This is a genomic window from Collinsella sp. TM09-10AT, from assembly GCF_003436275.1.
In the GTDB taxonomy this organism is placed as follows: Bacteria; Actinomycetota; Coriobacteriia; order Coriobacteriales; family Coriobacteriaceae; genus Collinsella.
This window is the reverse complement of sequence record NZ_QSOP01000007.1, coordinates 71,183-96,380: the sequence shown is the minus strand read 5'-3', so window position 1 is coordinate 96,380 and position 25,198 is coordinate 71,183. Positions and strand designations below refer to the sequence as shown.

Here is a 25,198-nt window from a genome sequence, read left to right as displayed (position 1 = left end):
GGCGGGGCCGAGGCCGCCTCGATCAATTTGCGAAAGAATCTTGACGGTACCACGAAAACGACAGGTAGTTTTTGAGGATGCGGTTGCCGGGACCCCAGTCCTCGGGGTCGGCGAGGTCGGCCAGGCGTTCGTAGCAGGGCTCGGGGCAAAACGCGAAGTCGTACACATTGCTGCACAGGGTGCTGGGGATTTCCATGTGGCGTCCATTCCATTTCATAGCTGGTGTGCGGATGCTTAGATTCTATACGCGCGACGCAATGCCGGGGAGCACATCACAGTGGCAACAGGAGTCGTACTCAAGAACGATCGGTTGCCAGACGAGGTCTTCGATGCTGCAGTGTAAGGTTTTGCGAGCGCCAATGCCGAGGATACCGAGGCACGGCGCAGGTCCAGTTGGTTTTGCTCGTAGAGCTGTATGGCACGGATTTTGACTCCCGATTGGGCGGCCAGCTGCTTTTGGGTCAGGCCGGCTGCCTTTCGTGCTGCCTTGAGGCCCTTTTTGCCTGCCTGGGCTTTGTTCCATTTATCAATGACTATCTGGGCGAATTTAACTTCGGAGGCCTCGTGAAGCGGATGGTACGAGCCGATAACCCAATCGAGTGGCGCCACTTCAAAAAGGTCGCTAAAACCTAGGCCGCACGTCCATTGCGTGTATGCCAAAACCCAACCTGCTCAGTATTGCGGGGAACGGTCGAACGGATAGGCCTCCCTGAATTCGACGGGCTTCAGACCCGCGTGGACAATGATCTCGCGCACAAGCTCATCGCCCGACATGCCGCAGACAACGCGTGGGATACCGCGCTCAAACTGTTTCATCTCAAAAGCGTTTGACAAGATCGCCGTCAGTTCGGTCGGAGTCAGTCCCTGGTCGCAGAGGGCAAAATCGACTGCCTCGCCCAGCGTTCTCATAGCGTCCTCGAGATAAACTTCACTGTAGGCGCGGGTCATTTTCGGTCATCCCCTCTCGAACGATGTCTACGATACAGATCTCGCCGGTCTGACACTTTTGATGCTGCAGGCTCTTCGGTGTTTGAATCCTTTCATAATTCTTCTGTTCTTAGAGCTGCGTCGATCAGGTCGGCGACGTTGCAGGTGTGGTCCACGCGAGAGAATGCAGAGGCTATATCGGCGAGCGTAACCATGGCGAGATTTTACCGCCGATTGCATGGGAAGTAATCGCCGCGCGTTAATATAACCTTAATCGAGGGGTCGTATACGGAAGTGCGGGAAAACAGAGATCAGCCGACTAAACCCCGGATTTACGCTTCTGCGACCGACGGTATTGTTGCCAAAAATCGGGTTGTGCTCAGCCGCCCCTATTTTCCCCGAATTTCGGAAAACGGGAGTTTCGACAGCCAGTTGTGGCCTAAGAAGCGATGCTATTAACGAGGGAAGCGCCAACAGCGTGACAATTCAGACGATGTCGTCGGCATGGGTGAGTGGTGTCGACAGTAATTTTGGTAATCAACTTACTGGGCATTTAACAATAGAACGTCAGGAAATCATCGCCGAAGGCTTTGGTCCGACTTTTTGCTGTTCGGCGAGCTCAAAGATAAACGGGGCGTTTTATCAATAAATTCTGTCAAGAAATTGAGGTCATCAGTAGTAAATCCTTCGACGTTGAACCTTCTAACCGCAGGCAGATGGTTCAACGTGGTAAACACCAAAATCAACCGGGCGTTCGACAGCTACGCGAACGGCTCCGTCCTCTCGTGTCTCTGAGTAGGCAAACTGAATGCCATAATCAAGTTGAACGTAACCCCCAAGTATGGTTGCCTGATCTATGAACATGAGTAGAGCCCATCGGTCCGCACGCTGCCTTAAATAAAAAGCACCCGTCTCCAGACCGACGAAATCCGCGAGCTTTATCTTTCCGGAGAAGCCGCTCCCCTCATGCTTTCCCGCATAGGTCTCAGAGTCGTACTAGAACGAAATGTTATACAGTCCGCCGCTCTATATCTTCCTGACTGGCCCGTTTTCCAGCATCTAACTCAGCACCCCCTTATGGCTTTTCCGATTGTCACCGTTTAAGTAGAAGCAGCAGACACCTTGTTTCAAGTCTGAAGCGATGAGCGTTTTGGGCCAGAATGTATGACAATCTAGTTAGAAGACCTGCCACTCTCCATAAACATCGGATGAGCGGATACAATCCCTTAAAGGAAGGAAAGAGCCAAGTTTTCCCTGCTCAGTTGCAGTATGTACTATGCCAATGACCTGACCCAAGTCATTAAACACTGGCCCACCACTCATTCCATGCTGAAATGAGCAATTCGTATAACAAAGTGTGCCCTCTTCGCTTGGATCTCCGACCCTGAGCAAATCCCCACTGTGCAATTCAAGGCTGAATCTAGATTCGGAAAAATGCTGTTGATAAGCGGAGATCTTATCCCCCTTTACGGGCAAATCCATGACTGCTGGAAGCTTGGGGATCTTCTTTAAGATTTCTTGAGGAACTTCTCGTAGTATTACAGCATCGCGCTTGTTGTCTTGAACGATCGATTTGCTAAATTTAAATTTAGCAAGCGGGGTCTTATCTGAGCTGGATACTTTTATTTCCCTTCTTTCCATGTCATGAGAAACGGCATCGCATATCACGTGCCACGCCGTCACAAGGCCGTAGCCGGTTAAGTAAAACCCTAAACCCTCAAACGGGGTTTCTTTGTCATCCTCTCCTTCTAGATACAGAAGCGAGTCTTGCTGAAGTGCGACTGGGAAAACAGGCGTATCTTCTGGTTTCGTTTTATTGTAGAGGCTGCCTAAACGCAGGAGCGGTCTCGATGTCCAGGGATTCTTAATAAGAGACTTATAAAAATTTAGACTTCCTCGAAGAGCCGCTTGAAATATCCCTCTCTCTGCGTCGGTGAGTTTAGCGATGGATTTACCGTAATAGCAGCCCATCGCGCCTTCAATGTCGCTATTGCTTAGTCGGTGGAGCGTTGAGCGGAGTCGCCGATATTGCTCGCGCTTTATATTTGTCTTTTGGTTACAGACAACGCCCGTGACTAGCTGTCTTGAGAAACTGCAACTGTAAAACGATTTATCTTCGTTGATCTCAAATGACTCGGTTCCATGGAAGTCAGTGATCGCGTTTCGTATTTTGTTGGGCAACCTGAGCTTTTCCTCTGAGCAAAAGTGTCGATAAAAATAAAAAGAGCTTTTAAAAGAGAACGTTAGGTCATCGGCATATCGCGTGTATTGATAATGATACTCATGCGATAGATGCATAAGCTGTTTGTCCATGCCAAGGCAAATCATGTTCGAAATTAAAGGGGATGAGGGAGCTCCCTGAGGGAGCCCTTTTGGTGTGGCGACAAGTCTAGAAATGCAGAATGCAACTTCAGGGGTGAGACCTAACTTCTTCGAAACAAGAAGGCCATATACCCGTTTAGATGAGATTGAAGGAAAGAAATCCTTAATATCAATGCCAGCAATTACTTGTGAGCCAATATGGGTCTCAGCATTTGTTTGTATTGATCGACCCTTTACAAAACCGTGCACACAAGGCAAAGGGTTGTAGCTTTTTTCTAGCTCTTTAGCGATAATTCGTTGAACCTTTTTTAAATCAGATCTTGGGATTAATAGCTCTCGATAGCCGCCATTTCTTTTAGGAATCAATTTATTTCTGTATAGGTCATACATGGAGGATGAATTGACAAAGAAATCAAGCTTTTCTATAGACAGGCCAAGAAACCCTGCCAGATCTGTCTTCGACTGCAGCTCGTTGAGCATCAGATTTTCCTTAAAGTTGATAGCCGGTTCCTCCGTAGAGTCGTACTTAATAGACACGTAGCAGAATATAATGTGCAAACAACACATATCCGATTGCGATGCGCAAACGCTAATTCGAACCGGCTATGAAGTGTATTTTACCAGTCATCCATTTGATGCAAATTCAAAATTAGGTAACTGTGTCAAATCAGGAACCCTGAATACAGGAATGACCCCTAAGGCCGAAGGTGCCTTCTGCATTGATAATTGAACATCGTTCGCAACTAATAGACGGTCGATGCATTTTGAGCTAATGAAGCGAGGCGAGGCACCTCTTCACCGGTCTTCTACAGATAGTTCAAGAAGAGGGAGTGGAACTCAAGACCCGGCGGCGGAATCAATACGCATGCAATCATGGGCGGGATCGCGCTCAACGCGGTCAAAGTCGACATATGCAAGGTCGACATACAGCGGCTCCCTGGGGCGGATCGCAGGTAAAAATAATTCACCGGGGACTAAGCTCAATATTGGCGGTACCATTTCACGGTACTTGGTGGTGCCTAAGCTAGAAAATTCAAAAAGTGTTTCAGCAATAATATGCTGCACCTAGAAACACTATTCCCGGAAAAAGCAGTGTAAAGGTAGCAGTAATCCAGTTGTTGTCGCCGGTTTTGAGAAGAGCTAAAGTTGTCGCGGTGGCAGTCTTGGGCTTGGACGACGTGGCCACCGTGGCCTGGTCGTTGTGATTGTCTTGGGCGCTGCGTTCGTGGGCTTCGCTACGAGGTCCGTCAACTACCAAGCACCGGGCTGCCCTGCAACATGACCGGCACCGCCAGCAGGCTAGCCCGCCCTGCCACCCACGCGCCGCATCCATCGGTCTCCACACAGCCGGTGGCGTGGCCACAACGGGTCCAATCACCACATACGCGGCCACGGCCCCCGGCAGCATCTACCCACCTCAGCACCAAAGACCCCGCCGGAAGGCACCACAAACCGCGCAGACACAAGCGAGCCGCCCGTGCGCGCAACGCTGCCATCGGCACCGGTCGTATCCAGCCACGAGGCATCGACGGTGCAACGTCCAACGCGAACGCCTGTGAAACGTTATCATGCACTGGGGGCTCGTCGCCGTCAGGGTCCCGGTACCGCGAAGTGCCTGGTTGCCCCACACTTCCATGTCGCATAGCGTGATGACCGCATCGGTCGCATGCGACTATATCACGGAGTTTTGCCCGGTAAACGTCAGCACCATGTCGCCATCTGCGCCGATGGCCTCAGCCACGTAGCCGTTAAACTCCAGGTGGTCAGCATCGGTCCAGGCCCATCCGGGGCCCGACACGCTCGGCACGTAGTATGCTTCCGGCAGGAAAAACGCGAATTACCCTCAGCTGCACAGGTTAAGTCGATACCGCTTGTAAATCAAGACGCCTTCAACCTAAGCAGTTGAAGGCGTCATCTTCGCGAGCATTATTTATATTGCATTGGTCGTGCTCTGCAACCAAGATCTTCGCGGTAGTCGTTCTTTTGATTTCATTGGTCGCGCCTTACGAACAAAAACTGAGTAAAGCATACAGACGAATGGAATGAGTAGCAAGGCATGCCTAATTGCCATTCATCAGCTTGCATGAGCATTTCAAAATTAAACCGCCTATGCAGCGAGCATGGGAACATAGGAGTCTTGATCGACGCCCCAAATGATTGGAGTAAGTCCGTAGTTTTTGCAAGCTTCGATAGACTCGGGGGAGACAACACCATCTTTAGTGTTGGTGGAGTTGAGAAAAACGACTCCTTCGCAATCGTTGCGTGCCGACTTAATGTCTTCCCATCCAAATAATGCATTTTGAATGCCTTGCTTACCAGGATTATTTACCGTTTTAATAAGGCGCATGGGTCTTCTCTTGTTTTTACCAATTGCATAGTCAAATTTAAACGAAAGTCCGGATCGGCCCTGGAAAGACGGGCCAGGAACATAAGGGATTTCATTATCAAGCAGCCAATTGCCGACATCTTCAGTGAAGAGGTTTCTCACACTGCTTTGAGATAACAAGAACATATCATCAACAGAGGCCATAGCCTGAAGAAGCATATTCATCTTCATAGGAAGGTCAGATCCGGAAGCCGTTATACACAGTTCGCCTTTTTCTTCCTTTACCGAAAAGCCAGAAAGAATCGAATTGAGCTTATCGATTCGCTGTCCTTTCATGGTGAATCCAGACAATTCAAGATCATTGATGGTTTCACCAAGATCAGAAATGACATAGCCGCCTGCTGGGTCATCACCCAGATAAACCCGCATGCAATCGTTGTTTCGATTGAGCATGGGGGTGGAGATGCAGACGCCATTACCTTGCTGGACCGGGACCATATTTGCCTCTACGAACTTGGCGTATGCGCTGATAAAGCCTCGAGCCTGATCTACGTTCATCTCACACCCCCAGAGATAGCTCTACTTTAAGCTTGTCTGTAATATTACAAGTTTCCTGAAATGACCAAAAGAGTGATGCAAAATCGTCGTTCAGAGGTTTCAGAATATTTTGACCTGGGATGCCACAAGCCCATTTGGCGCCGTATCCGTCTATATCAAAATGGACATGAGTACCAAGGACCAGCGATCCGTCTGGATTTCTGTGACGAAGGACCTCGGGATTATCACTATAATCAAGACGAATTAATGGACGATCCGATACGCGTGTCTGCATGGTGCTTTTTCTGTCAGCGGAAAGTCCAAGGATTAAGGAAGAACTTCTTTTATTCTCTGTAAGATCAAGATAAAACTTAAGGGCTTTATTCTCGTTAGCAACGAGTTCGATTAGCGTTTTACCTCCAGGCGTAGGCCATTGTTTGCGATATTGCATATCACGCACATCTTTGGCCATCAAGATGTATTCGCGAGCAGTTGGATTCAAGTCGTTCCAGCTGAAGATATTCACAGCAGTTCCAATCCTTATGGCTATTGCCCAGTAATCTCATCCTATGATAGATGCTCGCTGGGACAGATATTCGAAAATGTAGCGGAAGCGTTTCCCGCAGGGGCTTTCTTCGTTATGTGTGTATCACTTTGGCATAACAAAAGGTATCGATGCGCCGGCAGTTGCAAGGCTTGAACCCAGGAGTAAAAATTTCTCGGTCCCAAGAGCCTGCCCTCATTCGGGAACTGAACTAAATCCATCCCAAGCCAAACGATGCTTTGGTAGAAATTATATCATCATGAGCCTCGTGAATATCGTAGCGAGGTAGCACGCGTGAGATGGTGAATGATATGTCGGCAAGCGCAATCATGGCCAATTTTAACTAACTGACTGCATGAGATACAATCGCCGACTGTTGGTTGGCCTCTAATGGAGACAATTCCGGAAGTGCGGGATAAAACCGAGATCTGCTGACCAGCCCACGGTTTTACGCTTTCGCGACCTGTGGTTTTGTTGATAAATAGCGGGTTACGGTCGACAGGTTCTGCTTTCCCCGCACTTCCGAAAAATTAGTGTTTCAGCAGCGGCGTACGGCGACGAGCAGCACTGTCCCCAGCAGCAAAAGCGCCACGGACGCGGCGATCCAGCAGTTCTCGCCGGTCTTGGGGAGTGCCGCAGTTGCCGCGGTGGCAGCTTTGGGCTTGGGGACTTTGGCGACCGTGGTCTTGGTTACTGTCGTTGTTGTCTTGGTTGTCGCGGCCGCTGGTTTCAGCGCCGGATTTACCGTGGGTCCTGTGGTGGGCTCTCCGGCAGCGGGGTTAGCATCGGTGGGAGACTTGCCCGCGCTATCGCCAGTCACCTCGCCCCTGTCGGTCTCCCCCGCCGGAGGCGTGGCGACATCGGGCTCAACCACCACATGCGGTGCCACCGCACCGGAGGCATCCACCACGCCGCTAGCACCAAAGGCCCCACCGGCAGGCGTCACAAACCGAGCGGACACAAGCGACCCGCCCGTGCACGCGACGCCGCCGTCGGCACCGGCCGCATCAAGCCACGAGGTGTCGACGGAAAGCCGGCAGCCGGCCGCGCCATCGCCAAGGCCCGCGTCCTGCAGATACACGCCGTAGGCGCGCACGCCCGCTCCAGACCCGGCGCCCGTGGCGACGACGCGTCCGCCGCCGCGCACGGCCATGTCGCCTGCGATCACGCCGGCGACCGCCTCGTCCGTAATATCGGCCCCCTCCGCCCGTGCATCGACGGTGCATCCGTCCACCGCGAGCGTCTGCGAAACGTGGATCCCGCACTGTGAGCCCGTCGCCGTAAGGGTCCCGGCACCGCGAAGCGTCAGGTTGCCCCACACCTCCATGCCGCACAGCGTGATGTCCGCATTGGGCGCATGCGACTCCGTCACGGAGTTTTGCCCGGCAAGCGTCAGCACCAGGTCGCCCTCGGTGCCGATGGCCTCGCCCGCGTAGCCGTTAAGCATCAGGTGGTCGGCATCGGTCCAGGCCCAGCCGGGGCCCGACACGCCCGGCTCGTGGTACGTCGCGCCCGCGATGATGAGGCTCTCTGCGCCCGCGGCATAAGAAGGCCCGCCCAGCAAAACGCATAGGCAGGCCATGGCAACAATCGCAATATAATGACGGCTGGTGTAGAACTCGGCAGCAAACATACCCGCTCCGATCTTCGCAGGAGCCAATAGAATGTGCACCAGAAAATGCCCTGGTAGCAGTAGCTATTAGTTTAGCGAGATCAGACAACTGCCAAGGAAAAACGCAGTGAGAAATGCCTGAAATTAGGTGTAAATCGTTTTGCCAGTCGGTGAAAGGAGGGGCGCCTTAGGAACACCGCTGGCGTGGCCTCACCATTTGCGTATTTCATAACATTCTGGCTGCAGTGCTCGAGGTGTTCGATGTCCGTCTCCATTGTCATAAGATGGATTCCGGCGGCCATCGGGCACTATTCTGTTGGGTCACGACTATTACGGAATGAGATGGCGGCCTTAATTGCATTACGATAATTAAGGTTTTGACGACTAAAACAACGTTGAATAGTTATGGCATTAGGAGATAACAAGTGGAAGACATCACGACGCGCACGCTGCCAAAAATTGACTTATCCGCTATTAATCAAAAATTACATCTCCCTGAAATTGAGCCGCCCGATTTCAATCACCAGTCACGTTCATTGGCAGGTGTTTATGCAGAGCAACCAGATCTCCGACCCAATTGGCATCAGCTAATTATTGTTGGCAACGGATTCGACTTAGAGTGTGGGCTGCCCTCGGGCTTCAGCGACTACATTAATGCTCGCAATAAAGAAATCAATGAATGCGAAAACGACGAAACTCGAAGGTACACCCTCACTATATGGGATGCCATTCTTGCAGGCATGCCAAACGCCAATTGGTGCGACATAGAAGGTGCTATCTCAAATTGGATGGCACCCGACGGCATTGAACCATTATCAGAAGGCACGCTCTTTGCGAAGTGCTTAAACATACTGATCAATTACAACCCGACTGTTTATGATCCAAATAACGTTGAAGAAGTGGTTGCGTTTCAGCTGTACAGGCGCTTTCCTAATTACTGGGGGACTTGGACCAGTAGCCTTCTACTGGATATAACCATGAAGGACCTTCATATTCTTGAAGAAGAGTTTGCGAAATACCTTCAGGGGGCAGTTTCGAAGTCGGACGACTATAAAGATCGCGCATCAAAACTCATGATTGAGCTGATGGTATATGAGCGACCGAGTGAAGAAGAGTATGACGTTCAGGAAAGTATCCTTAGCTTTAATTACACTCGGGCCGCAAAGGATTTCCACTCGAAGGAACATGTGATTAACTACGTCAATGTTCACGGGAGACTAGGCGGTGAAATAGTTTTTGGTATTGATGGCTCTCGCATAATGAACAACGAGCTCGTTGTGCCCTTTACAAAAACGTATCGAGTTATGGCATTAAATCCGCCAGATATCGGAAAAATCGTTGATGTGCCCACCAAAACAAGCATCTATGGGCACGGCACGCGCGTCATAAAGTTCTACGGTCACTCTTTGGGAAAAGCAGACTATTCGTATTTTCAGGCAATATTTGATGCGGTGAATCTATATGAAGGAGAAACAAAATTAATTTTCTTTTTCAGACCGCACGGTCAGAAACCCGGAGATCGCGGTGGCGTTGAAGAAGCAAAGAAGGAAGCAATGTCAAAAGCAATTGCGCTTTTGACTGCATATGGCGCGACTCTAGACAACAAAGACCATGGAACGAATTTGATTCATAAGTTGCTAATTGAAGGTCGTTTAGTCGTTGCTTTACTTCCCGATACCGTGCGTCGCACTAATTAGATTCGCTAAATCATCTTGGGTGACAATAAATTCGACCATTGAGCGTTTACCGAACGAGGCATGGATTTGAAGAGGCTTGCTTTAAGCCGCGCGGCAACCCTCTACCTCATGACAGGGGGTGATGAACCCACATTAGCGGTAACCGTAATTGTATTTTGCGAGAACAACGAATGACGGAGTGTATCGGAAGTATAAGCCCACCCAGCGCAGGTTTGCCCCTCCCCTAGCCGCGCTTAACATATTTTTGGCCTGCACCTTGTCCGCAACGCCCGCGAACTCGTTGCTCCAGCGATTGACGACGATCACGTCGCAGCCGACCTTAAAGAGCTTCAGATCGTGTGTCACCTCGGACCAAAAATTCCGACGCGTCCAGCGTGTGCTCGTAGGCCACCACGGGCACACGCTTGAGTTCTTCACGTGCTTCATTACGCGTAAACGCACAAATTTTTCTCATAACCGAGAGGACCACCCGCACCCCGGCGAATGCCCGAGAAACCTCCCTGGGGGCGCGGATCACGACAGCTAAAATGGGCGAAGGAATTCGCGGACCTCAGCGTCTTCCATCCATCGCTTCACCGAGGAAATCGCGTCTTCCAAAACCATGCGGTGCCGTATAAAGGCAACTCCTGGCAAATTCTCGATCACCTCTTCAATGAAGTTAATCTTCCCTTGAAGTAGTGGGATTTCGCTCCCACTCCACGAAGCGCCGAAAGAAGACATGATTACTGGGACCTTTTTAAGCTCTACCGAGCTAAGGTTCTCTTGGCACAGTAAGACTATGTACTTGACCCTCAGATTCTTGGGTAACTCCATTGCAGCATCTGGTAGATGATCGACAAGCTTCCCATTACGCATCGATCGTGACGCCAGCCAAGTCACGACTGCATCGCCGCAATGCTCAATAGCGTAATCAAGAAAATACTTTAAAGCGAAAGGCTTCGACATGCTCCGCAGGTTTGTCTCAACCCCCTCTATGCCCTTCCATGCGCTATCTGTTGCGGCCTCGCTGTTCTCCTCCCTCCATACTGCTTCGCCCAAATGCTCCATTGCATAAGTCGCATTGAACTCCATGAGCACGGGCATTGCCCTCTCAGGAAATTGACCATCGTTGGCGACGATAAGACGAAGAACATCCTCATTCCAATAGGGATTCGTACCGTTTACGAGATTAAGTAAGATATCTTCGGCAAGACGCAGCATTTCCGGCTTGGAGATAAATGCCCTTTGTTCGGCATTGTTGATGTCCCTTGGAAGAAGCCTATAAAGGGCATGCGAGCCCCTTTCCAGCTTCTGTAGGACGCCGACCGCGTACCTAGCGAAAAAGTCTGGCGTAGCAGAGTCGATTTTCATCGCGGCTTTATATGAAACGGTTTCGCAGTATTTGTCGGCTCCTTCCTCGATATCCCTTGCAAGCTCGGGACTGACACCGAACTCCTTTAACCGCGCTTCGTCAATCCGACTAAGCCATTCGGGAATCTCATTCTCCTGTCGCTTCAAGGCAAGACCGCGAACCCGATCGATGCCGAGCAAGTCAATCCAGCGAATGAGCAAATCGTCCGGGACTGTATACAAGGGAACATCAGAGAGGATGATCGGCTCTGCGCATTCGGTCAAAGACTCCGCACCAAGAATCATGACGTCACTCAGGATTGGGAATGGAATCCCAGTTGAGCTTTGCCGGCCGGCAGAACACACAATCGAGATCGCCTTCAATAGCTCTGCCGAGCCAGCCGTTTGAATAAGCTCGATCAATTCCTCCGAGACATCGTGTCCGCGGGAGTCGTCTAAGAAGATTTGGGCTGCAATCCGCATCTTGGGCGACACATTGAGGAACGGGAGTCCCTCTTCGGCGATGATACCTTGGGAAATGAGCTCTTTCTCCAGTTGAACAAACCCAGGTAAGCTGCAAATCTCAATCGACTCGATTCGGGAAACATATCCTTTATACGCCTCCTCCAAGGTCTCCTTCCACAACCGACCGGCACCGTCCTCGCCGCCGATACCCCGAAGCCCGGTAATAACCGAATCGCAGAGACGGCTCAGCTCATGACAGTCTCTGAGCTCCTTGAGGCAGGCGATCGCTCGCTTCCTCAACTCGATCATCGCCTGGGTGTAGAGGTGGTTGCCATGGATGAACGTGACCTTGTTTCCCTCCATCCTCGTCCGGCCCTCGTACACTGCCGCCAGTAAAGCCTCGACATAATAGGCAAGCAAAACCCCGTACCTATCCTCCTTTGTTTTGCGAAACTCGCACGATAGGCGTTCAAGGACCTCGTTCTCGTATCGAAACCCGTCCGAATACGAGTTCTCGTTGAAAGACATGCTCGTTGTGAGTGTCTCCTTTGCCTCCCGTGGAGGCAAAATGTTCTTCTCCAATGCCATAAAGAACAGCTCTTCCGGCTCGCTGAATTGAGGGGCATGCAGAAAAAACGCGAGCGATGTGAGGATACGAGATTTCTGCGAATAGAATCCGGAAGCCTTGTCGAATTTACAGGCAAGGTAATCGTAGTTTCCGGGTTCGGTGTCTTCGATTGCCCCGAGAATATGTTCAAGGCCCTTCTCACCGAGGAGGAAATTGTAATCGCTCACCATTTTCCATCGTTTCCTACCGTTCGCCAACGACCAAATGTCGTTCAGCTGCGATTTCAAGGAGGAAATAAGCTCTTCGCTGTAGAAATTGTTTACAAGGATGGCGACAATACCGGGGCATCGAGCATTGCCGCACTCCAGCTCATCCACGTCGGAAAGAGACAAACTTTTCTCGGCGATGAAAGCCTGGTAGAGCAAATAATCCCTCAAAACCTGTTCGCCCGGCGCTACCGCCACCATAGCCTGACATGCATCCACCAGTTCGTCGTGGCACAGAGCGGCGCAAGCCTCGACATATCTGTCATGAGAAATCCCTACCTTGGAAAGTAGGCTATCCAGGTCTTTATTCTCCTCTATCCTGTGAGCATCCAAAACCGAGACGATCGTTGCCGCTTTTTTGAAGTCGCTGCCCAGACGAGAAGCCTTCTCTCCGTAGCAAGCTTCTATAAGACTCGGCATCGTGGAGAATACTTCGTCCCCGCGTTCCTTAGCAACCTCGGCCGCCGCGAAGGCCAAGCGCATGTTGCCCCTTGACAAGCGAATTATATCCGCAGAGGCTGTTCCTTTCGTGATACCGAATCCACTTTCGACCACGCGTAAGGCCGTCTCCTCGTCAAGCGGGTTGACTGCATAGAGGTAAGGCTTGCAGTACTTTGAAACGGAGCTCGTCACGTGCTCGAACGCGTAATTTCTTACGGTCATAAGGACCTTGATATTGCCTCTGTTAGACACGAAATCCGCAAACCCCTCGAGATCGGAAAGCTCGTTGGCGTCATCGAGCAGAATTATCGTAGGGTCCTCTTTGGGAACATCATTCGCCAAATCGTCCCAGATTGGCAACTTGTTCGATTGAATGACAAGAGGATGCGCGCCACTGCCATTTGCAATTCTACGTAGAACCTCTAGGCAAAGCCTGGTCTTTCCGCAACCAGGGCGCCCATGCACCAAGACGAACTGATTCTCTTCGAGTGCAGCAAGAAGCTCATTAATCTCATTATCCCTGCCAAACAAATCGACCTTTAGTGTTGAGGCGAAGCTGTTTCTTTCGACCGCGGATTCGAATTGGTCCGGAGACATAATTTGCCCAGTACCCACTTCGATGCCCAGATGCTCTTTCGCAAGATTTGGGTACCGTCGGGCTAACAAACTCGCCATTTCGTCCGTGCCCACAAGTTCGACGCGATCGTCGATGCCACTTAGATAGCTGAGGTCAGAACTGTCTAGCCTTCGGCATGAATATGCGATGACTATCTTGACCAACTGCCCGGACTCGAGCTCTTTTCTTTCGGTCTCTAGGCACTTCTCGATATCCGCTTCGATTTTATTCTTCGCTTCAGCTCTATCCGGATAGTGGCCGCATTCGAGATAGGCGAATTTGTTGTGGGGTAAAAGCCAGATTGTGTCCGGCGTCCCCGGTGCCGTTGCAGCCGAGTGAGCAGCAGACCCCCTGTGTACGGGCTTGTTATACCTAAAACGCTGCGAAAGCAATTCCTGAGCAAGGTTCTGAAAGGCAGCAGGATCAAGCCTGGCGACTCTGTCCCTGATTTCGATTTCTCTGCTCATCAAAGTTGCACGCTCCTCCGCTTTCTCTGGCAATCCGAACGCCCTCGGGTAAAGGCTGCACCAAACTGCCACGGTGAGCTTGATGATATGACATACGCCGCATTGGTGAGAGCACGATTGTCGATAGCAAAACGATCCAGTTCCGCGGCGCGCGCCACACCTTCTCATGCGCCCACTGGGACAAATGTCATTGGGTTCGCGACCGCAGTGACTGTAAATGTATTTAGCGAGATTAACAAAGTGCGGGGTGTATTGACTGGCGTCGATACACCCCGCACTCAACTAAGTTTCTTATTTAGACTGCGGCTGCCCAGCGCAGGCCGCTCCGCTCCCCAGTCCCGCTTAAACAGATCCCTCGTATAGACCTTATCCGCCACGTCCGCGAACTCGTCGCTCCAACGGTTGGCGGCGATCACGTAGCGGCCAGTCTTGAAGGCCTCCAGGTCATGGGTCGCCTTGGAGCCGAAGAACTCAGGTGCGTCCAGCGCGGGCTCGTAGATCGACACTGGCACGACGTTGGTCTTCACGCGCTTCATGACGCCATGGATAGAGCACGCGCCCATGACCGATTCCTTTTTGCCGCCGTAGACGCGACAACGAAATACTTACGCGTTCAGTTTAATCCACTTGAACAGTACAGTCTCTTTCAATTCAGACATGGCACATTGGCCAACTTTGATCTGCCTGCAAAGTTGGCCAAGCTCTTCTGCTGCTTTTCGCCCTTGCTCAACTTCATTGCTATCAAGTAGTTTATCGGTCTCAACGCAAACATAATCTGACGCAATAGGAAAAGATGTAATGAATGAACTAACGAGAGAGAACTCATGGGATGTATCAAGACTAGCGAGACGACAAATTTCAGCGAGCGGAACATTGACGCCGCCAAGCTGCTCGGCGTAAACGCTCATGTCTGAAAGGTATAGACCGCTTGATGGTCTTGCCGAATTGCTAAACGCATCAAGAGTGCCTGTTATATGAATGGCAATTACTTTCTCTGAGAATAGTGCAGTAAATAAAACAGCAGTCGCCTCATATAGCGTTAGCTTATCTAGCTCATCAAGAATGTCTTCGATGTTAGATAAATCAATATAGTGCAGGTTTGAGACATTATATGTTGCCTCCTTCAAATGAGGAAATGTTGACTTAATCGCATTCACCCAATTGCGGTAATAATCCGTCTCAACGTAATGCTTAACAAACTCGTTTCCCAAACAATTATCAATAAAGCTCTGGCCGAATTCGAGTGTCATACAATCAGGGAATCTGAATTCGCATTCGGGATCGCTCTGTAATATGGGGAAAGGATCGACGGCAAGTCGAAAATTGCACAGACCTTTACAGTAGTCGTGAAATAATCGGTGAAATCCTCTCGAATATGCTTCGCGCTTTCGGGAACCACCTCGTAAGGCTTGGTATAAAAGGATTCGTGGCCTTGTTTGTGAATATACTTGTTCGCCCTCTTATTGAGCTTGCTGATTAGCTCATCAATTTCGGGCATTTGTTCAAGAAGGTCTCGATATTCAATATCTTTTGAACGCAGCATTTTGGACAGTTCGCTAAATGAGGGGAACCGTCGAGCGAGACCCATTTCTCATATTTAGCCTTGCGGTCAGATTCTTCTAGATTCGAAAACAACGTTCCGACAAGGATGATCTCTCCAGCTTGTCTAACTGAATAAAAGGCAGCGTCGAAGTAACCTTGATGAATTAGATCTAGCGAGTTAGCCAAAAGCTGACAGGATTCAAGTAAAAACTGATTGAAAGGTGGAGTAGAGACAATTCCGCTAATGGAATCTGCCAATTGTTCTACGTAGTTGTAAAGATGACTGAAATTGAGGTCATCTTCCCTTGCCATATACCGCAGTGGATGATGTCTCCAGCTGAACATCTGGCTATTTATGTATTCGTCCTTAAAGTTCACCTGAGCCAGCTTTCAAGTCTTATTCCAGCACTGGGTTCTATTCTAATTGGTCACGTTCTCAAACAGGCAGCAGTGAAAGCAGGCGAGTCTTGCGTTAAATTGGAACTCTGAGGAGATTTTGCCCAATGAGCTAATGCTATTGAGCTTTGATATGGCCTCGACTACCTTCAAAGCCCAACATTTTGCTCAGCGCCATATAGGGCCTGCTAGTTGAATTTGCCGTTGAATTGCACCCCACTTGTTTTGCTGACATAGAGTCTTGTATGAAGCTGCAAGAGCGTTTTCTTTTTCAAAGAGATCTTTTCGTTGTTTGGGCTCATGTAACTTTTCAGAGGCCTGTTCAAGCGTCCATTGATATTCCTTTGCACTCTGAGACATCTTATTCAATAGAATTTGATACTGATACATTGAAAACAAAAGGGATTGATAAGCTTCTATGAATTCGGCTATTGCGTCTCCACTCTTTTCTTTGAAGCAAAATCTCGCCTCCATGGCGAGCGATTTCATTTCATCGAGCTTTAAATGCAATTTAAGTTGAGGGTCGGCATCTAACACATGATTTAGTGAGGTTGAAATTGATTGCAAGTACGTGGTGTTAGTCAGCCATTCAAATAGCAGACCGATAGCCATTTGCGGCTCGTCATTATATTCCAGGTTCTTCGCGTTTTTTGCGTAAACGCTCATGAGTTTATCGACGGTTATCCAAATATTTAAACGTCGATTAAATAGAGACTGTTTATTGCTGAGACGAGCTTGGTAACAAGAAATGAATAATGCGATGATTGCCACAATCGCTGAGATGTTTTCAGGTAGATTCGTTAAGTCCATTGTTTCCTCCACCACTAAAATCAATTGGCAATACTACAATTATCGTACTGCATTCAGAATTCTCTGATTCAGCATCCATATAGTGGGACTATGCGAAAGGTTATCCAACATAGAGCAATAAACGATTGAATAGCATGCTTACTTCAAAAGCAATAAACGATTCTCGGATTAGAATCCTGTGCAAATAAGGCCGGACTGCTTTGTTGCTAGTAAACAAAGCAGTCTGGCCTCAAAAATGCCAGTATTACCAAGTAAGATGACAAATGTCCCTATTATTTATTGTCGTTACTCTTGTTGGCCTTTCTTAATTGAATCAGCAAGAGCGTTTGCAAAGAGATCTTGCATTTGTGGTGCTGCCATCAAATTGCCGACAAGGGAACCCATCAGCTGCTTGGTCATTTCATTCTGGGCATTTGAGTTAGCCAGCTCGAGGGAATACCTATGCTCTGCTTCGAGTTTCTCCATCTCAAGCTTATGGGTCTCCTTTAAGTTGTCCAAATCAACTTCGTGCTGTTTCATGAGCTTTTCAATTTCATGCTCATTTGACTCTTTGAGCGTTTGAATATCTGAAGCAGATTTATTGCGAGCAACTAAATAAGAGCTGATGCCCGAAACAATTGAGGCGATTATCGAAACAATATACGGCGCAATAGTTGATAGCTCCATGATGCAATTCCTTACTGCCCCTGTGCGCGGTAGCGCGCCTCGGTGGCCTCCTTGGCCGGGCGCCACCAGGCCTCGTTGGCGACGTACCAGTCGATGGTGGCCTTGAGCCCCTCGGCGAAGTCGGTGTGCGCCGGCCTCCAGCCCAGCTCGCGCTGGAGCTTGGTGGAGTCGATGGCGTAGCGGCGGTCGTGGCCGGGGCGGTCGGCGACCCAGTCGAAGTCCTCGGGGTCGCGCCCCATGGCCTCGAGGATCATGCGGAGCACCGTGATGTTGTTCTTCTCTCCGTTCGCGCCGATGAGGTAGGTCTCCCCCATGCGGCCCTTGGTCAGGATGTCCCACACCGCGGAGCTGTGGTCCTCGGTATGAATCCAGTCGCGGACGTTCTCGCCGCGGCCGTAGAGCTTGGGGCGCACGCCGTCGACGATGTTGGTGATCTGCCTGGGGATGAACTTCTCCACGTGCTGGTAGGGGCCGTAGTTGTTGGAGCAGTTGGAGATCGTGGTTCGCAGGCCGTAGGTGCGCGTCCAGGCGCGCACGAGCATGTCGGAGCTGGCCTTGGTGCTCGAGTACGGCGAGGACGGGTGGTACGGCGTCTCCTCGGTGAACTTCGCCGGGTCGTCGAGCGCGAGGTCGCCGTAGACCTCGTCGGTGGAGACGTGGTGGTAGCGGATGCCGTGCTTGCGGACGGCCTCCAGCAGGCGGAAGGTGCCCTCCACGTTAGTGCGCAGGAACGGCTCGGGGTCGGCGATGGAGTTGTCGTTGTGGCTCTCGGCGGCGTAGTGGACGATCGCGTCGTGGCCCGGGACAATCTTATCGAGGAGCTCAGCATCGCAGATGTCGCCAACGACGAGCTCGACCCTATCCTCGGGCAGCCCGGCGATGTTCTCGGGGTTGCCGGCATAGGTCAGCTTGTCCAGGACGGTCACGTGCACCTCGGGGTGGTTGTTCACCACGTAGTGCACGAAGTTGCTGCCGATGAAGCCGCAGCCGCCCGTGACGATGATGTTCTTGGGTTCGAAGATCTCAGACATATTTACCCCCTATTTACCTCGTTTGCGACATTCAAAAGATACTTACCGTACGCAGTCTTCTTCAGCGCTTCGCCCAGTTCGTACAACTGATCATGTCCGATGAAACCGCGGCGATAAGCGATTTCTTCCAGGCACCCAATGTAATAACCCTGGCGGCTCTGCACGGCCTCCACGTACTCGGCGGCCTTTAAAAGGCCTTCGGGCGTGCCCGTATCAAGCCACGCCATGCCTCGGCCCATCAACTCGACGGACAGTTGACCATAATCTAGATAGGCATTGTTGATGCTCGTGATTTCCAGCTCTCCACGCGCGCTTGGTTTAACGTTTGCCGCAATATCGGAAACTTGTCCATCATAGAAGTACAGCCCTGGTACTGCATAGTTCGACTTTGGGACCTCGGGTTTTTCCTCGATGCCAACCACACGATGATTTTGATCGAACTCCACCACACCGAAGGCCCTGGCATCCTGCACTGGGTATCCAAACACAACGGCCCCGCCATGGCATTCCACCTTTTCCTTTGCGCGTGTAAGCACGCGAGTGAGGTCTTGACCATGGAACATGTTGTCACCCAGAACCAGCGCACACGGCTCACCAGCAAGAAAGTCGCGTCCGATGGTAAAAGCTTCGGCTAGACCGCGAGGCTCGGCCTGCTCTGCATACTCCAAGCGCATACCCAACTCAGTGCCCTTGCCGAGAAGTTCCTTGAACGCTGGGAGGTCACGCGGCGTCGAGATGACAAGAACTTCTCGAATACCGGCGAGCATCAGCACTGAGAGTGGGTAGTACACCAGAGGCTTGTCGTAAATCGGCAGCAGCTGCTTGCTCACCGATTTTGTTATGGGGTGCAGTCGGGTCCCCGATCCACCTGCGAGAATTATGCCCTTCATTAGCCAACCGTTCTTTCTTTTGTATGATTATTCGGCCTGGCTGAGAAGCTATTCCATAAACCAGCCGGTCTCCGTCTTCTTATAAACCAGGAAGTCGCACAGTTTGTGCAAAATTAAACGTTTTCGTTGCCTCTCATTACATGTCAAGGCCATTGGATTTCATGCCTGTCTCCTACGCTTGGCCTCGTACCTTGCGTGCAACTTCGCGCTTAGACCGAGTTTCTTGAACTCAACTACGGTCATCACAAGCTTAATAACCGTAGCTAGTATTGGCGTTATTGTCGTAAAGTGAAATGTGGCCGACAACCAGTCCGCCGATCTCGACAATCTGCATCGTCGAAATATACAACAACCTGGCAAGATAAGCGTCGTAGCAGGTCAAGTGCCATCTAATTAGTTGGCCATCCCACTGACATCTTGAAACGCACTAGCCAAAAAGACAGACCCCTTTCGTAACCTCCAAGGCCTCTAAACCCGTTCAATTCCGTCTCGTCCTAAATTCCGAAAGAAATAAATGAAGCTGTACTCAGTAGAAGCCCCATAGTACGTCGATTCATCCCTATTCAGGCTCAGAGTCGAGGAGCTAGTGGCAATATGTGATAACGCTTATGAGCACGATATTGTTCATGTCGAGACTACTCCATCTCAGCCCATATATGATTGCCGATGCTGCTTAGAAACCCGTTCATCTCCGCTTCCCTGTCGAAGCGGAGGAACTCGATGCCCAGTGCCTTGTTGGCGCCGTCAAACGCCTCGACAGGTTCACCAGGCTGCTTGTAGATGACACTGCGATACATGTGAGGTCTAATGGCACCTGAGTTCGCAATACCCCTGAATACTCCGTCCACGTTCGAGTGCAGCACATAAGTTGCGTAAGCACCCTCGCATACGGAGGAATCCCACGAGATGTCCCCAGGATTCTCCCCCATTGCGCAGAGGACATTGGCGCCCACGAGGTCGATGCCGCTCGCATCAGAAAGCTGCACGGGAATCATGTTTCCGCCCGCGCGGCTTCCCAGTTCTAGCACATAGGGCACTCCGTCCTCGCCTAAGATGACTTCAACGTTAAGCTCCCCGAAGCGCACGCCCAGAGCTGTCACGAGCCGCTGAAGAACGTCTTTCACAGCGCTATTGTCGTCAGCAGAAAGCCCGGAAGGGATTTTTTTCCCGACAGGAACAAGACCACCCAAGCCCTCGTCACGTAAGCAAGACATAAGGCCCCAAAAATGCACCTTGCCGTCAACAACAAATATGTCTCCGCCGATCACATAAGGGAATGTCTTTCTAATATACTCTTCACAAATCAGCGTCCCGTTACGCGAAAAATCGCGGGCGTGATCAATTGCCCTACTGAGCTCAGAAAGGTCAGTAAGTACGCTTACCCCCTTAGAGCCAGAAGAATCTGTTGGTTTAACAACGATGGGGAACCTGAAACCCTCCACAAGGTGCGACACTTCCTCAACGGTGGCGTTTCTTGAAAACGAAGCCGTTTGAGGGCACGGAAGCCCAGCTTTTTTGAGAAAAGCCCGGAACAGGTGCTTCTCCGACATGGTCACGATTGCCTTCAAAGGGTTGGTAGGCAGCCCCATTGCCTCTGCAACGTACCCCGCCGTAGGGGATGCCGGATCGCTGCTGTAGGCAAGTACGCCCGAAACGTCTTCTTTGTGAGCTATTTTGAGCATCAGCTCGCGGTCGGTAGTGCTTGCTTGGTAGAAAGTGTCGGCCACATACTGACCAGGATTATCCGGTAGATAGTCGCAAAGCACCGTGCGAAACCCCAGTTCCTTCGCTTTCTCTATGGCAACAACTTGTTGGCGTGATCCACCCAACATCAAGATTGATTTCTTGGAAACACTCATCGTGCGCACCCCCGCACAATATTGCTGATGCAATCAACATCTTCCAATGCAAGATCGGCGTACATGGGAAGCGTGATCACCTGGGATGCCGCCTTCTTTGCCACTGGCGTGCGGTCGCTTGAATACACGCTTCGATAGCATGCGTAATCGTTGACCAGCGGATAGAAGTATTTGCGCGCGCCGACGCCAGCCTTTTCCAGGGCATCGAAAACGTCATCGCGCGTGGCGCCGAAGACGCTCGGATCGAACAGCACGGGAAGGTACGCATAGTTGTGGCGGATGTTCTTGGCGGGACAGAAAACGGTTACGCCGGCTGTGCCTTCAAGGTTATCCCAATAACGCTCAGCAACGGCCTTGCGCTTGCCGATCTCGGCGTCCAGATGACGAAGATTGCAGACGCCCATAGCCGCGCAGAACTCATTCATCTTGGCATTGCCGCCGACGTACTCGACGTCCTCGGGTCCCGTGATGCCGAAGTTCTTCCATTGGTTGAGCAATGGATACAAATGTTTGTCCTTGAAGCAGACGCAACCACCTTCGATAGTGTTGAATACCTTGGTCGCATGGAAGCTGAACATGGCCGCATCGCCGAAAGTCGCCGCGCTATCGCTGCTTCCGTCCTCGTTCACGCGCTCGACGCCGAAGGCATGGGCGGCATCATAGATGACCTTAAGCCCGTGACGGTCAGCGATCTCCTGGATGGCATCAACATCGCAAAGATTGCCGTAAACATGCACAGGCACGATGGCGCAGGTGCGCGGGGTGATCAATCGCTCGATGCTCTCGGGATCTAACGTTAGATTCACGGGATTCACGTCGGCAAATATGGGGGTAAGTCCTTTTCGCACGATAGCGTGAGTGGTAGAGGCAAAGGTGAACGGTGTAGTGATGACCCCTCCACCGGCCGGAAGAGCCATGGCCTCGAGGATGCACTCTAGGGCGTTGTGACCATTTGTGAACAGCGCAAGGTTGTCGATCCCCAAACGCTCCTTGAGGTCTGCCTCGAGCTTCTTATGCTCAACACCCATATTGGTAAGCCAATGGCTCTCCCAAAGAGGCGCGACCTCTTCAAAGTATTCCTCCATAGGAGGCATGGATGATCGTGTGACAAGAATGCGGTTACCCATATCAGGTACCTTCCCTTCGCTATGCAGCTTTCAAAGAACGATGACTAAAACGGTTGCAGTATTGACGCAACGTCTTTAACGACGTTTTGCACCCAAGAAATCCCTGGCGGTATTAATGAGGTATTCAAATGCTTCGAGTTTAAAAATGCCTGCGATACCAAAATAGGCAATTGCCATTGCGGCAATTTCGGCAAGAATCTGAAGTGCAGGGAGGACAGTAAATGAGCCACAAAACAGCGCAAACCCGCCTGCAATTGCAGAGATTAAAAATGCAGGAGCGATATCACGCAATTGCTCAGAATAGGAATACCCGATAACTCGTTTGTTAGGATATGCGTTAACAAACGTTGAAATGATGCCGGTAGTCATATACATGGCGACCATTAGGTAAATATCTTTTAGCACAAACGCCGCAAACAAAATGAAGCAGATGCCATAAGCCTTTTTTACTAGTTCAAGTTCAAGAAACAAATCAGATCGCCCCATGCCGTTTAATGCTTGAAGATTGGTCGTGTGAATTGGCAGTAAGGCATAGATGAAGCAGTACATTCGCAGGAATGGAACACAGAACAACCATTTTGGGCCCAAAAGAATCCCGACTATCGGCTCGGCAGCAACAGCAAATAACGTCATGGCAGGAACGATAAGGAAGGTCGAGGTTTTTAATGCTCTTCGCACGAGCCTTTTTACGTAGGAGGCGTTGTTTTGTACGCGAGAAACTGCGGATAACATCACTGGCTGAATTGCCCCATCAAGCACGGATCCCAATGCTTGAGGATATTTTTTTCCCTGTGATATTAAACCAAGATTTGAAGCACTAAATTGCTTGCCAATAATTAAATCAGATAAAGATTGGTAACCCTGTTCAAGTAAGCCGGAAATGAGGAGCTTCCAACTAAATGCAAAGTGTTTGCAGGCTTTGCGCTTGTCAAATACGAAACATGGAACCCATCTAGCCTGAAGCCCGAGAACGAAGCAATTAACAACTTGGTAGACGAGTTGCTGTAAAACAAGTGCCCACAGTCCGGCTTCGGTAAAAGCAGCTCCTATGCCGAGAATGCCTGATACGATAACTGCAACTATAGTGGCGTTAAATACCTTACGAAATTCAAGTTCACGTTGAACTATTGCAACTTGCACTGAGTTGAAAGCAGTGACTAGCAATAAGAATCCAAGGACACGAAGGGGCCAGACGATGTTTGGCAGGGCGTAAAAAGTTGCAATTGCAGGAGCAGAAAAAAATACTAACGTAAATAAAACTGCTGATACGGTAAAACTTAGCCAGAATACCGTTGATAAATCAGTCTCATCAATCTCTTCAGCCTGTACCAGTGCAGTATTGAGACCAGACGTAACAATCACATTGCCCACATTAACAAATACAAGCATTATTGCGAGTGCGCCAAATTCCTTAGGTGAAAGAAGCCTTGCCATCACAACTTGGATAGCAAGTTCAACTACGGCACGCCCGCCTTTCTCAAACACCTTCCAGAATAAGGCACTTACAGTTGCACCCTTCAAATTATTTACTTGCATTAAGTTGGTCCTCATACATAGATCTTTTGCAAATTCTCTCTAAAAACAAACGCTGAAAGAACATGCCTCTTGCCTCAAGTTCAGACAGTGGCAGCGTATCAAGATTGGTGGCAGGTAGCTTAAACACAAATTCAGGGTCGACATCGATCTGCGATTGAGCCGCATTGAAACTCTTAATAGATTTCTCTATGTAAGCGCTGTCATCCATTTTGATTACGTTTTCGATTAATGGAACAACATTAAATCCTGCAGAATCAGACATGATGTCTCCAACATCATCAATGAAGCCATATCCCTCGCACTCATACGTGTAGTGGCGCATGCATATAGACGGTAGGGCACATTCAGCTCCCCTCCATAACGAACCAGCAACTCCGATATTAAGATGACAGGAAAGCATTTTAGTCTTGAGTTGCTCTGGCGATAAAGGACCCATAAGCGCAACTTGAGAACGAGCCGCTTCGGGCAGACGTGAGAGAGCATCCTTAACCTGCTTCTCCCCTTGCCCGTATCCGACAATGAAAAGTTTCGCTTCCGGATGTCGTTCATATATGTCGCTGAATGCTTTTATCAAACCAAGCATGTATCCCTTATGCGGGAAATCGAAACGAGCGCAAGTGATGATATTGAATTCATCCCTCCGGCTTTTTGCCTTTTTTTCAATGATCTCATCCGCCGGTGCATCCAGGGGAAATATGGCTTTTAAGACCTTTGATTCTTTATTGGCTACGTTTAATCCATATTCCTTCTCATATGCCTTAAGGTGAATGTCGCTGAACCCTATAAGATTTCCCGTTCGATCAATCCACTCGGCAGCATTTGAAAGTCGCAGTCTCCAGCGTTCACGAGTATGACCGGAGCGTAGGCATGTTTCAGGCAGCACGGCGCCGCCTTTAAAATGAGGAATAGTAAGTAAATGAAATAAAGTACGGCACTGCCAGTCCTTCATCACATGCTGGGAAATGCAGTAGCGAAGCAAATCCGTTGTAAGGACGACAACATCTTCATCATCAGCAAATTTAAGTGATGGATATATTGGTCCAAAGGGCGTTCGCTTCACATAATGCTTTTCAATCTCAGGAGCATCTGTAATGTTTTTATAGGCGGAAGATTTTTCATGCTCCTCGGTTGTAAGCCAAACAACACGATATCCTTGATTAATGCAATATTTAATTAGCTGTATTTGTATGTTTTCGATACCGCCGATACCCATATACGGTCGAT

Annotated in this window: 22 protein-coding genes; 2 read left to right on the top strand and 20 right to left on the bottom strand. The window is 50.1% G+C overall.

Annotation, left to right across the window (positions count from 1 at the left end):
- Positions 1–22: 22 nt before the first annotated feature.
- The 9 genes from DXD77_RS10365 to DXD77_RS04590 form a co-directional block, all read right to left on the bottom strand.
- Positions 23–196, bottom strand: coding sequence for a hypothetical protein (locus DXD77_RS10365; protein WP_158549086.1), 174 nt, complete (start codon positions 194–196; stop codon positions 23–25).
- Positions 197–234: 38 nt separating this feature from the next.
- Positions 235–660: a helix-turn-helix domain-containing protein gene (locus tag DXD77_RS04610; protein ID WP_117564777.1), complete on the bottom strand. Its 426-nt coding sequence runs from the start codon at positions 658–660 to the stop codon at positions 235–237.
- A gap of 12 nt (positions 661–672) precedes the next feature.
- Positions 673–948 (bottom strand): hypothetical protein, encoded by a 276-nt coding sequence (locus DXD77_RS04605; protein ID WP_055250177.1) that lies wholly within the window; start codon positions 946–948, stop codon positions 673–675.
- A 1,155-nt stretch (positions 949–2,103) separates the two neighbouring features.
- Positions 2,104–3,729: a reverse transcriptase domain-containing protein gene (locus tag DXD77_RS04600; protein WP_158549084.1), complete on the bottom strand. Its 1,626-nt coding sequence runs from the start codon at positions 3,727–3,729 to the stop codon at positions 2,104–2,106.
- Between the two features lie 357 nt (positions 3,730–4,086).
- Positions 4,087–4,314 (bottom strand): hypothetical protein, encoded by a 228-nt coding sequence (locus tag DXD77_RS10355; protein ID WP_124786173.1) that lies wholly within the window; start codon positions 4,312–4,314, stop codon positions 4,087–4,089.
- A 607-nt stretch (positions 4,315–4,921) separates the two neighbouring features.
- Entirely contained in the window at positions 4,922–5,047 is a 126-nt protein-coding gene (locus DXD77_RS10635) for a hypothetical protein (RefSeq protein ID WP_255413158.1), read from the bottom strand.
- Between the two features lie 309 nt (positions 5,048–5,356).
- Entirely contained in the window at positions 5,357–6,133 is a 777-nt protein-coding gene (locus tag DXD77_RS04595; RefSeq protein ID WP_055250181.1) for a DUF1828 domain-containing protein, read from the bottom strand.
- 1 nt (position 6,134) lies between these two features.
- Positions 6,135–6,638 carry a hypothetical protein gene (locus DXD77_RS10265; RefSeq protein ID WP_124786174.1) on the bottom strand — a complete coding sequence of 168 codons (504 nt, stop codon included), beginning with the start codon at positions 6,636–6,638 and terminating at the stop codon, positions 6,135–6,137.
- A gap of 556 nt (positions 6,639–7,194) precedes the next feature.
- Entirely contained in the window at positions 7,195–8,289 is a 1,095-nt protein-coding gene (locus DXD77_RS04590) for a hypothetical protein (protein ID WP_117647918.1), read from the bottom strand.
- 404 nt (positions 8,290–8,693) lie between these two features.
- On the opposite strand from DXD77_RS04590, the gene DXD77_RS04580 reads away from it, so the two are divergent.
- The gene (locus DXD77_RS04580; RefSeq protein ID WP_117647916.1) at positions 8,694–9,965 is read left to right on the top strand and encodes an AbiH family protein; all 1,272 of its coding nucleotides are present in this window, start codon (positions 8,694–8,696) and stop codon (positions 9,963–9,965) included.
- A gap of 522 nt (positions 9,966–10,487) precedes the next feature.
- Here DXD77_RS04580 and DXD77_RS04570 read toward each other — a convergent pair.
- From DXD77_RS04570 to DXD77_RS04560, 3 genes are all read right to left on the bottom strand, one after another.
- The gene (locus tag DXD77_RS04570) at positions 10,488–14,117 is read right to left on the bottom strand and encodes an ATP-binding protein (protein ID WP_117647912.1); all 3,630 of its coding nucleotides are present in this window, start codon (positions 14,115–14,117) and stop codon (positions 10,488–10,490) included.
- Positions 14,118–14,395: 278 nt separating this feature from the next.
- Positions 14,396–14,680, bottom strand: coding sequence for a hypothetical protein (locus DXD77_RS04565; RefSeq protein WP_199409002.1), 285 nt, complete (start codon positions 14,678–14,680; stop codon positions 14,396–14,398).
- Between the two features lie 42 nt (positions 14,681–14,722).
- Positions 14,723–15,367, bottom strand: a complete 645-nt coding sequence (locus DXD77_RS04560; RefSeq protein ID WP_117647910.1) for a hypothetical protein — start codon at positions 15,365–15,367, stop codon at positions 14,723–14,725.
- Between the two features lie 571 nt (positions 15,368–15,938).
- Here DXD77_RS04560 and DXD77_RS10350 point away from each other — a divergent pair.
- Positions 15,939–16,148 carry a hypothetical protein gene (locus DXD77_RS10350; protein WP_158549083.1) on the top strand — a complete coding sequence of 70 codons (210 nt, stop codon included), beginning with the start codon at positions 15,939–15,941 and terminating at the stop codon, positions 16,146–16,148.
- Between the two features lie 75 nt (positions 16,149–16,223).
- On the opposite strand, the gene DXD77_RS04550 is transcribed toward DXD77_RS10350, so the two are convergent.
- The 8 genes from DXD77_RS04550 to DXD77_RS04515 all read right to left on the bottom strand — a co-directional run bounded on the left by DXD77_RS04550 (position 16,224) and on the right by DXD77_RS04515 (position 25,187).
- Entirely contained in the window at positions 16,224–16,877 is a 654-nt protein-coding gene (locus tag DXD77_RS04550) for a hypothetical protein (protein WP_158549082.1), read from the bottom strand.
- Between the two features lie 273 nt (positions 16,878–17,150).
- Positions 17,151–17,531, bottom strand: a complete 381-nt coding sequence (locus DXD77_RS04545) for a hypothetical protein (RefSeq protein ID WP_117647905.1) — start codon at positions 17,529–17,531, stop codon at positions 17,151–17,153.
- An 11-nt stretch (positions 17,532–17,542) separates the two neighbouring features.
- Positions 17,543–18,562 carry a dTDP-glucose 4,6-dehydratase gene (rfbB, locus tag DXD77_RS04540; RefSeq protein WP_117647903.1) on the bottom strand — a complete coding sequence of 340 codons (1,020 nt, stop codon included), beginning with the start codon at positions 18,560–18,562 and terminating at the stop codon, positions 17,543–17,545.
- Between the two features lie 2 nt (positions 18,563–18,564).
- On the bottom strand, positions 18,565–19,452 hold the full coding sequence (gene rfbA, locus DXD77_RS04535; protein ID WP_117647901.1) for a glucose-1-phosphate thymidylyltransferase RfbA: 888 nt from the start codon (positions 19,450–19,452) through the stop codon (positions 18,565–18,567).
- Between the two features lie 635 nt (positions 19,453–20,087).
- Positions 20,088–21,311, bottom strand: a complete 1,224-nt coding sequence (locus tag DXD77_RS04530; RefSeq protein WP_117647900.1) for an ATP-grasp domain-containing protein — start codon at positions 21,309–21,311, stop codon at positions 20,088–20,090.
- Positions 21,308–22,438, bottom strand: a complete 1,131-nt coding sequence (locus DXD77_RS04525; RefSeq protein ID WP_117647899.1) for a DegT/DnrJ/EryC1/StrS aminotransferase family protein — start codon at positions 22,436–22,438, stop codon at positions 21,308–21,310. Before DXD77_RS04525 ends, DXD77_RS04530 begins: the two co-directional genes overlap by 4 nt.
- A 75-nt stretch (positions 22,439–22,513) precedes the next feature.
- On the bottom strand, positions 22,514–23,989 hold the full coding sequence (locus DXD77_RS04520; protein WP_117647898.1) for a lipopolysaccharide biosynthesis protein: 1,476 nt from the start codon (positions 23,987–23,989) through the stop codon (positions 22,514–22,516).
- Positions 23,961–25,187, bottom strand: a complete 1,227-nt coding sequence (locus DXD77_RS04515; RefSeq protein ID WP_158549081.1) for a hypothetical protein — start codon at positions 25,185–25,187, stop codon at positions 23,961–23,963. Before DXD77_RS04515 ends, DXD77_RS04520 begins: the two co-directional genes overlap by 29 nt.
- Between the last annotated feature and the right edge of the window lie 11 nt (positions 25,188–25,198).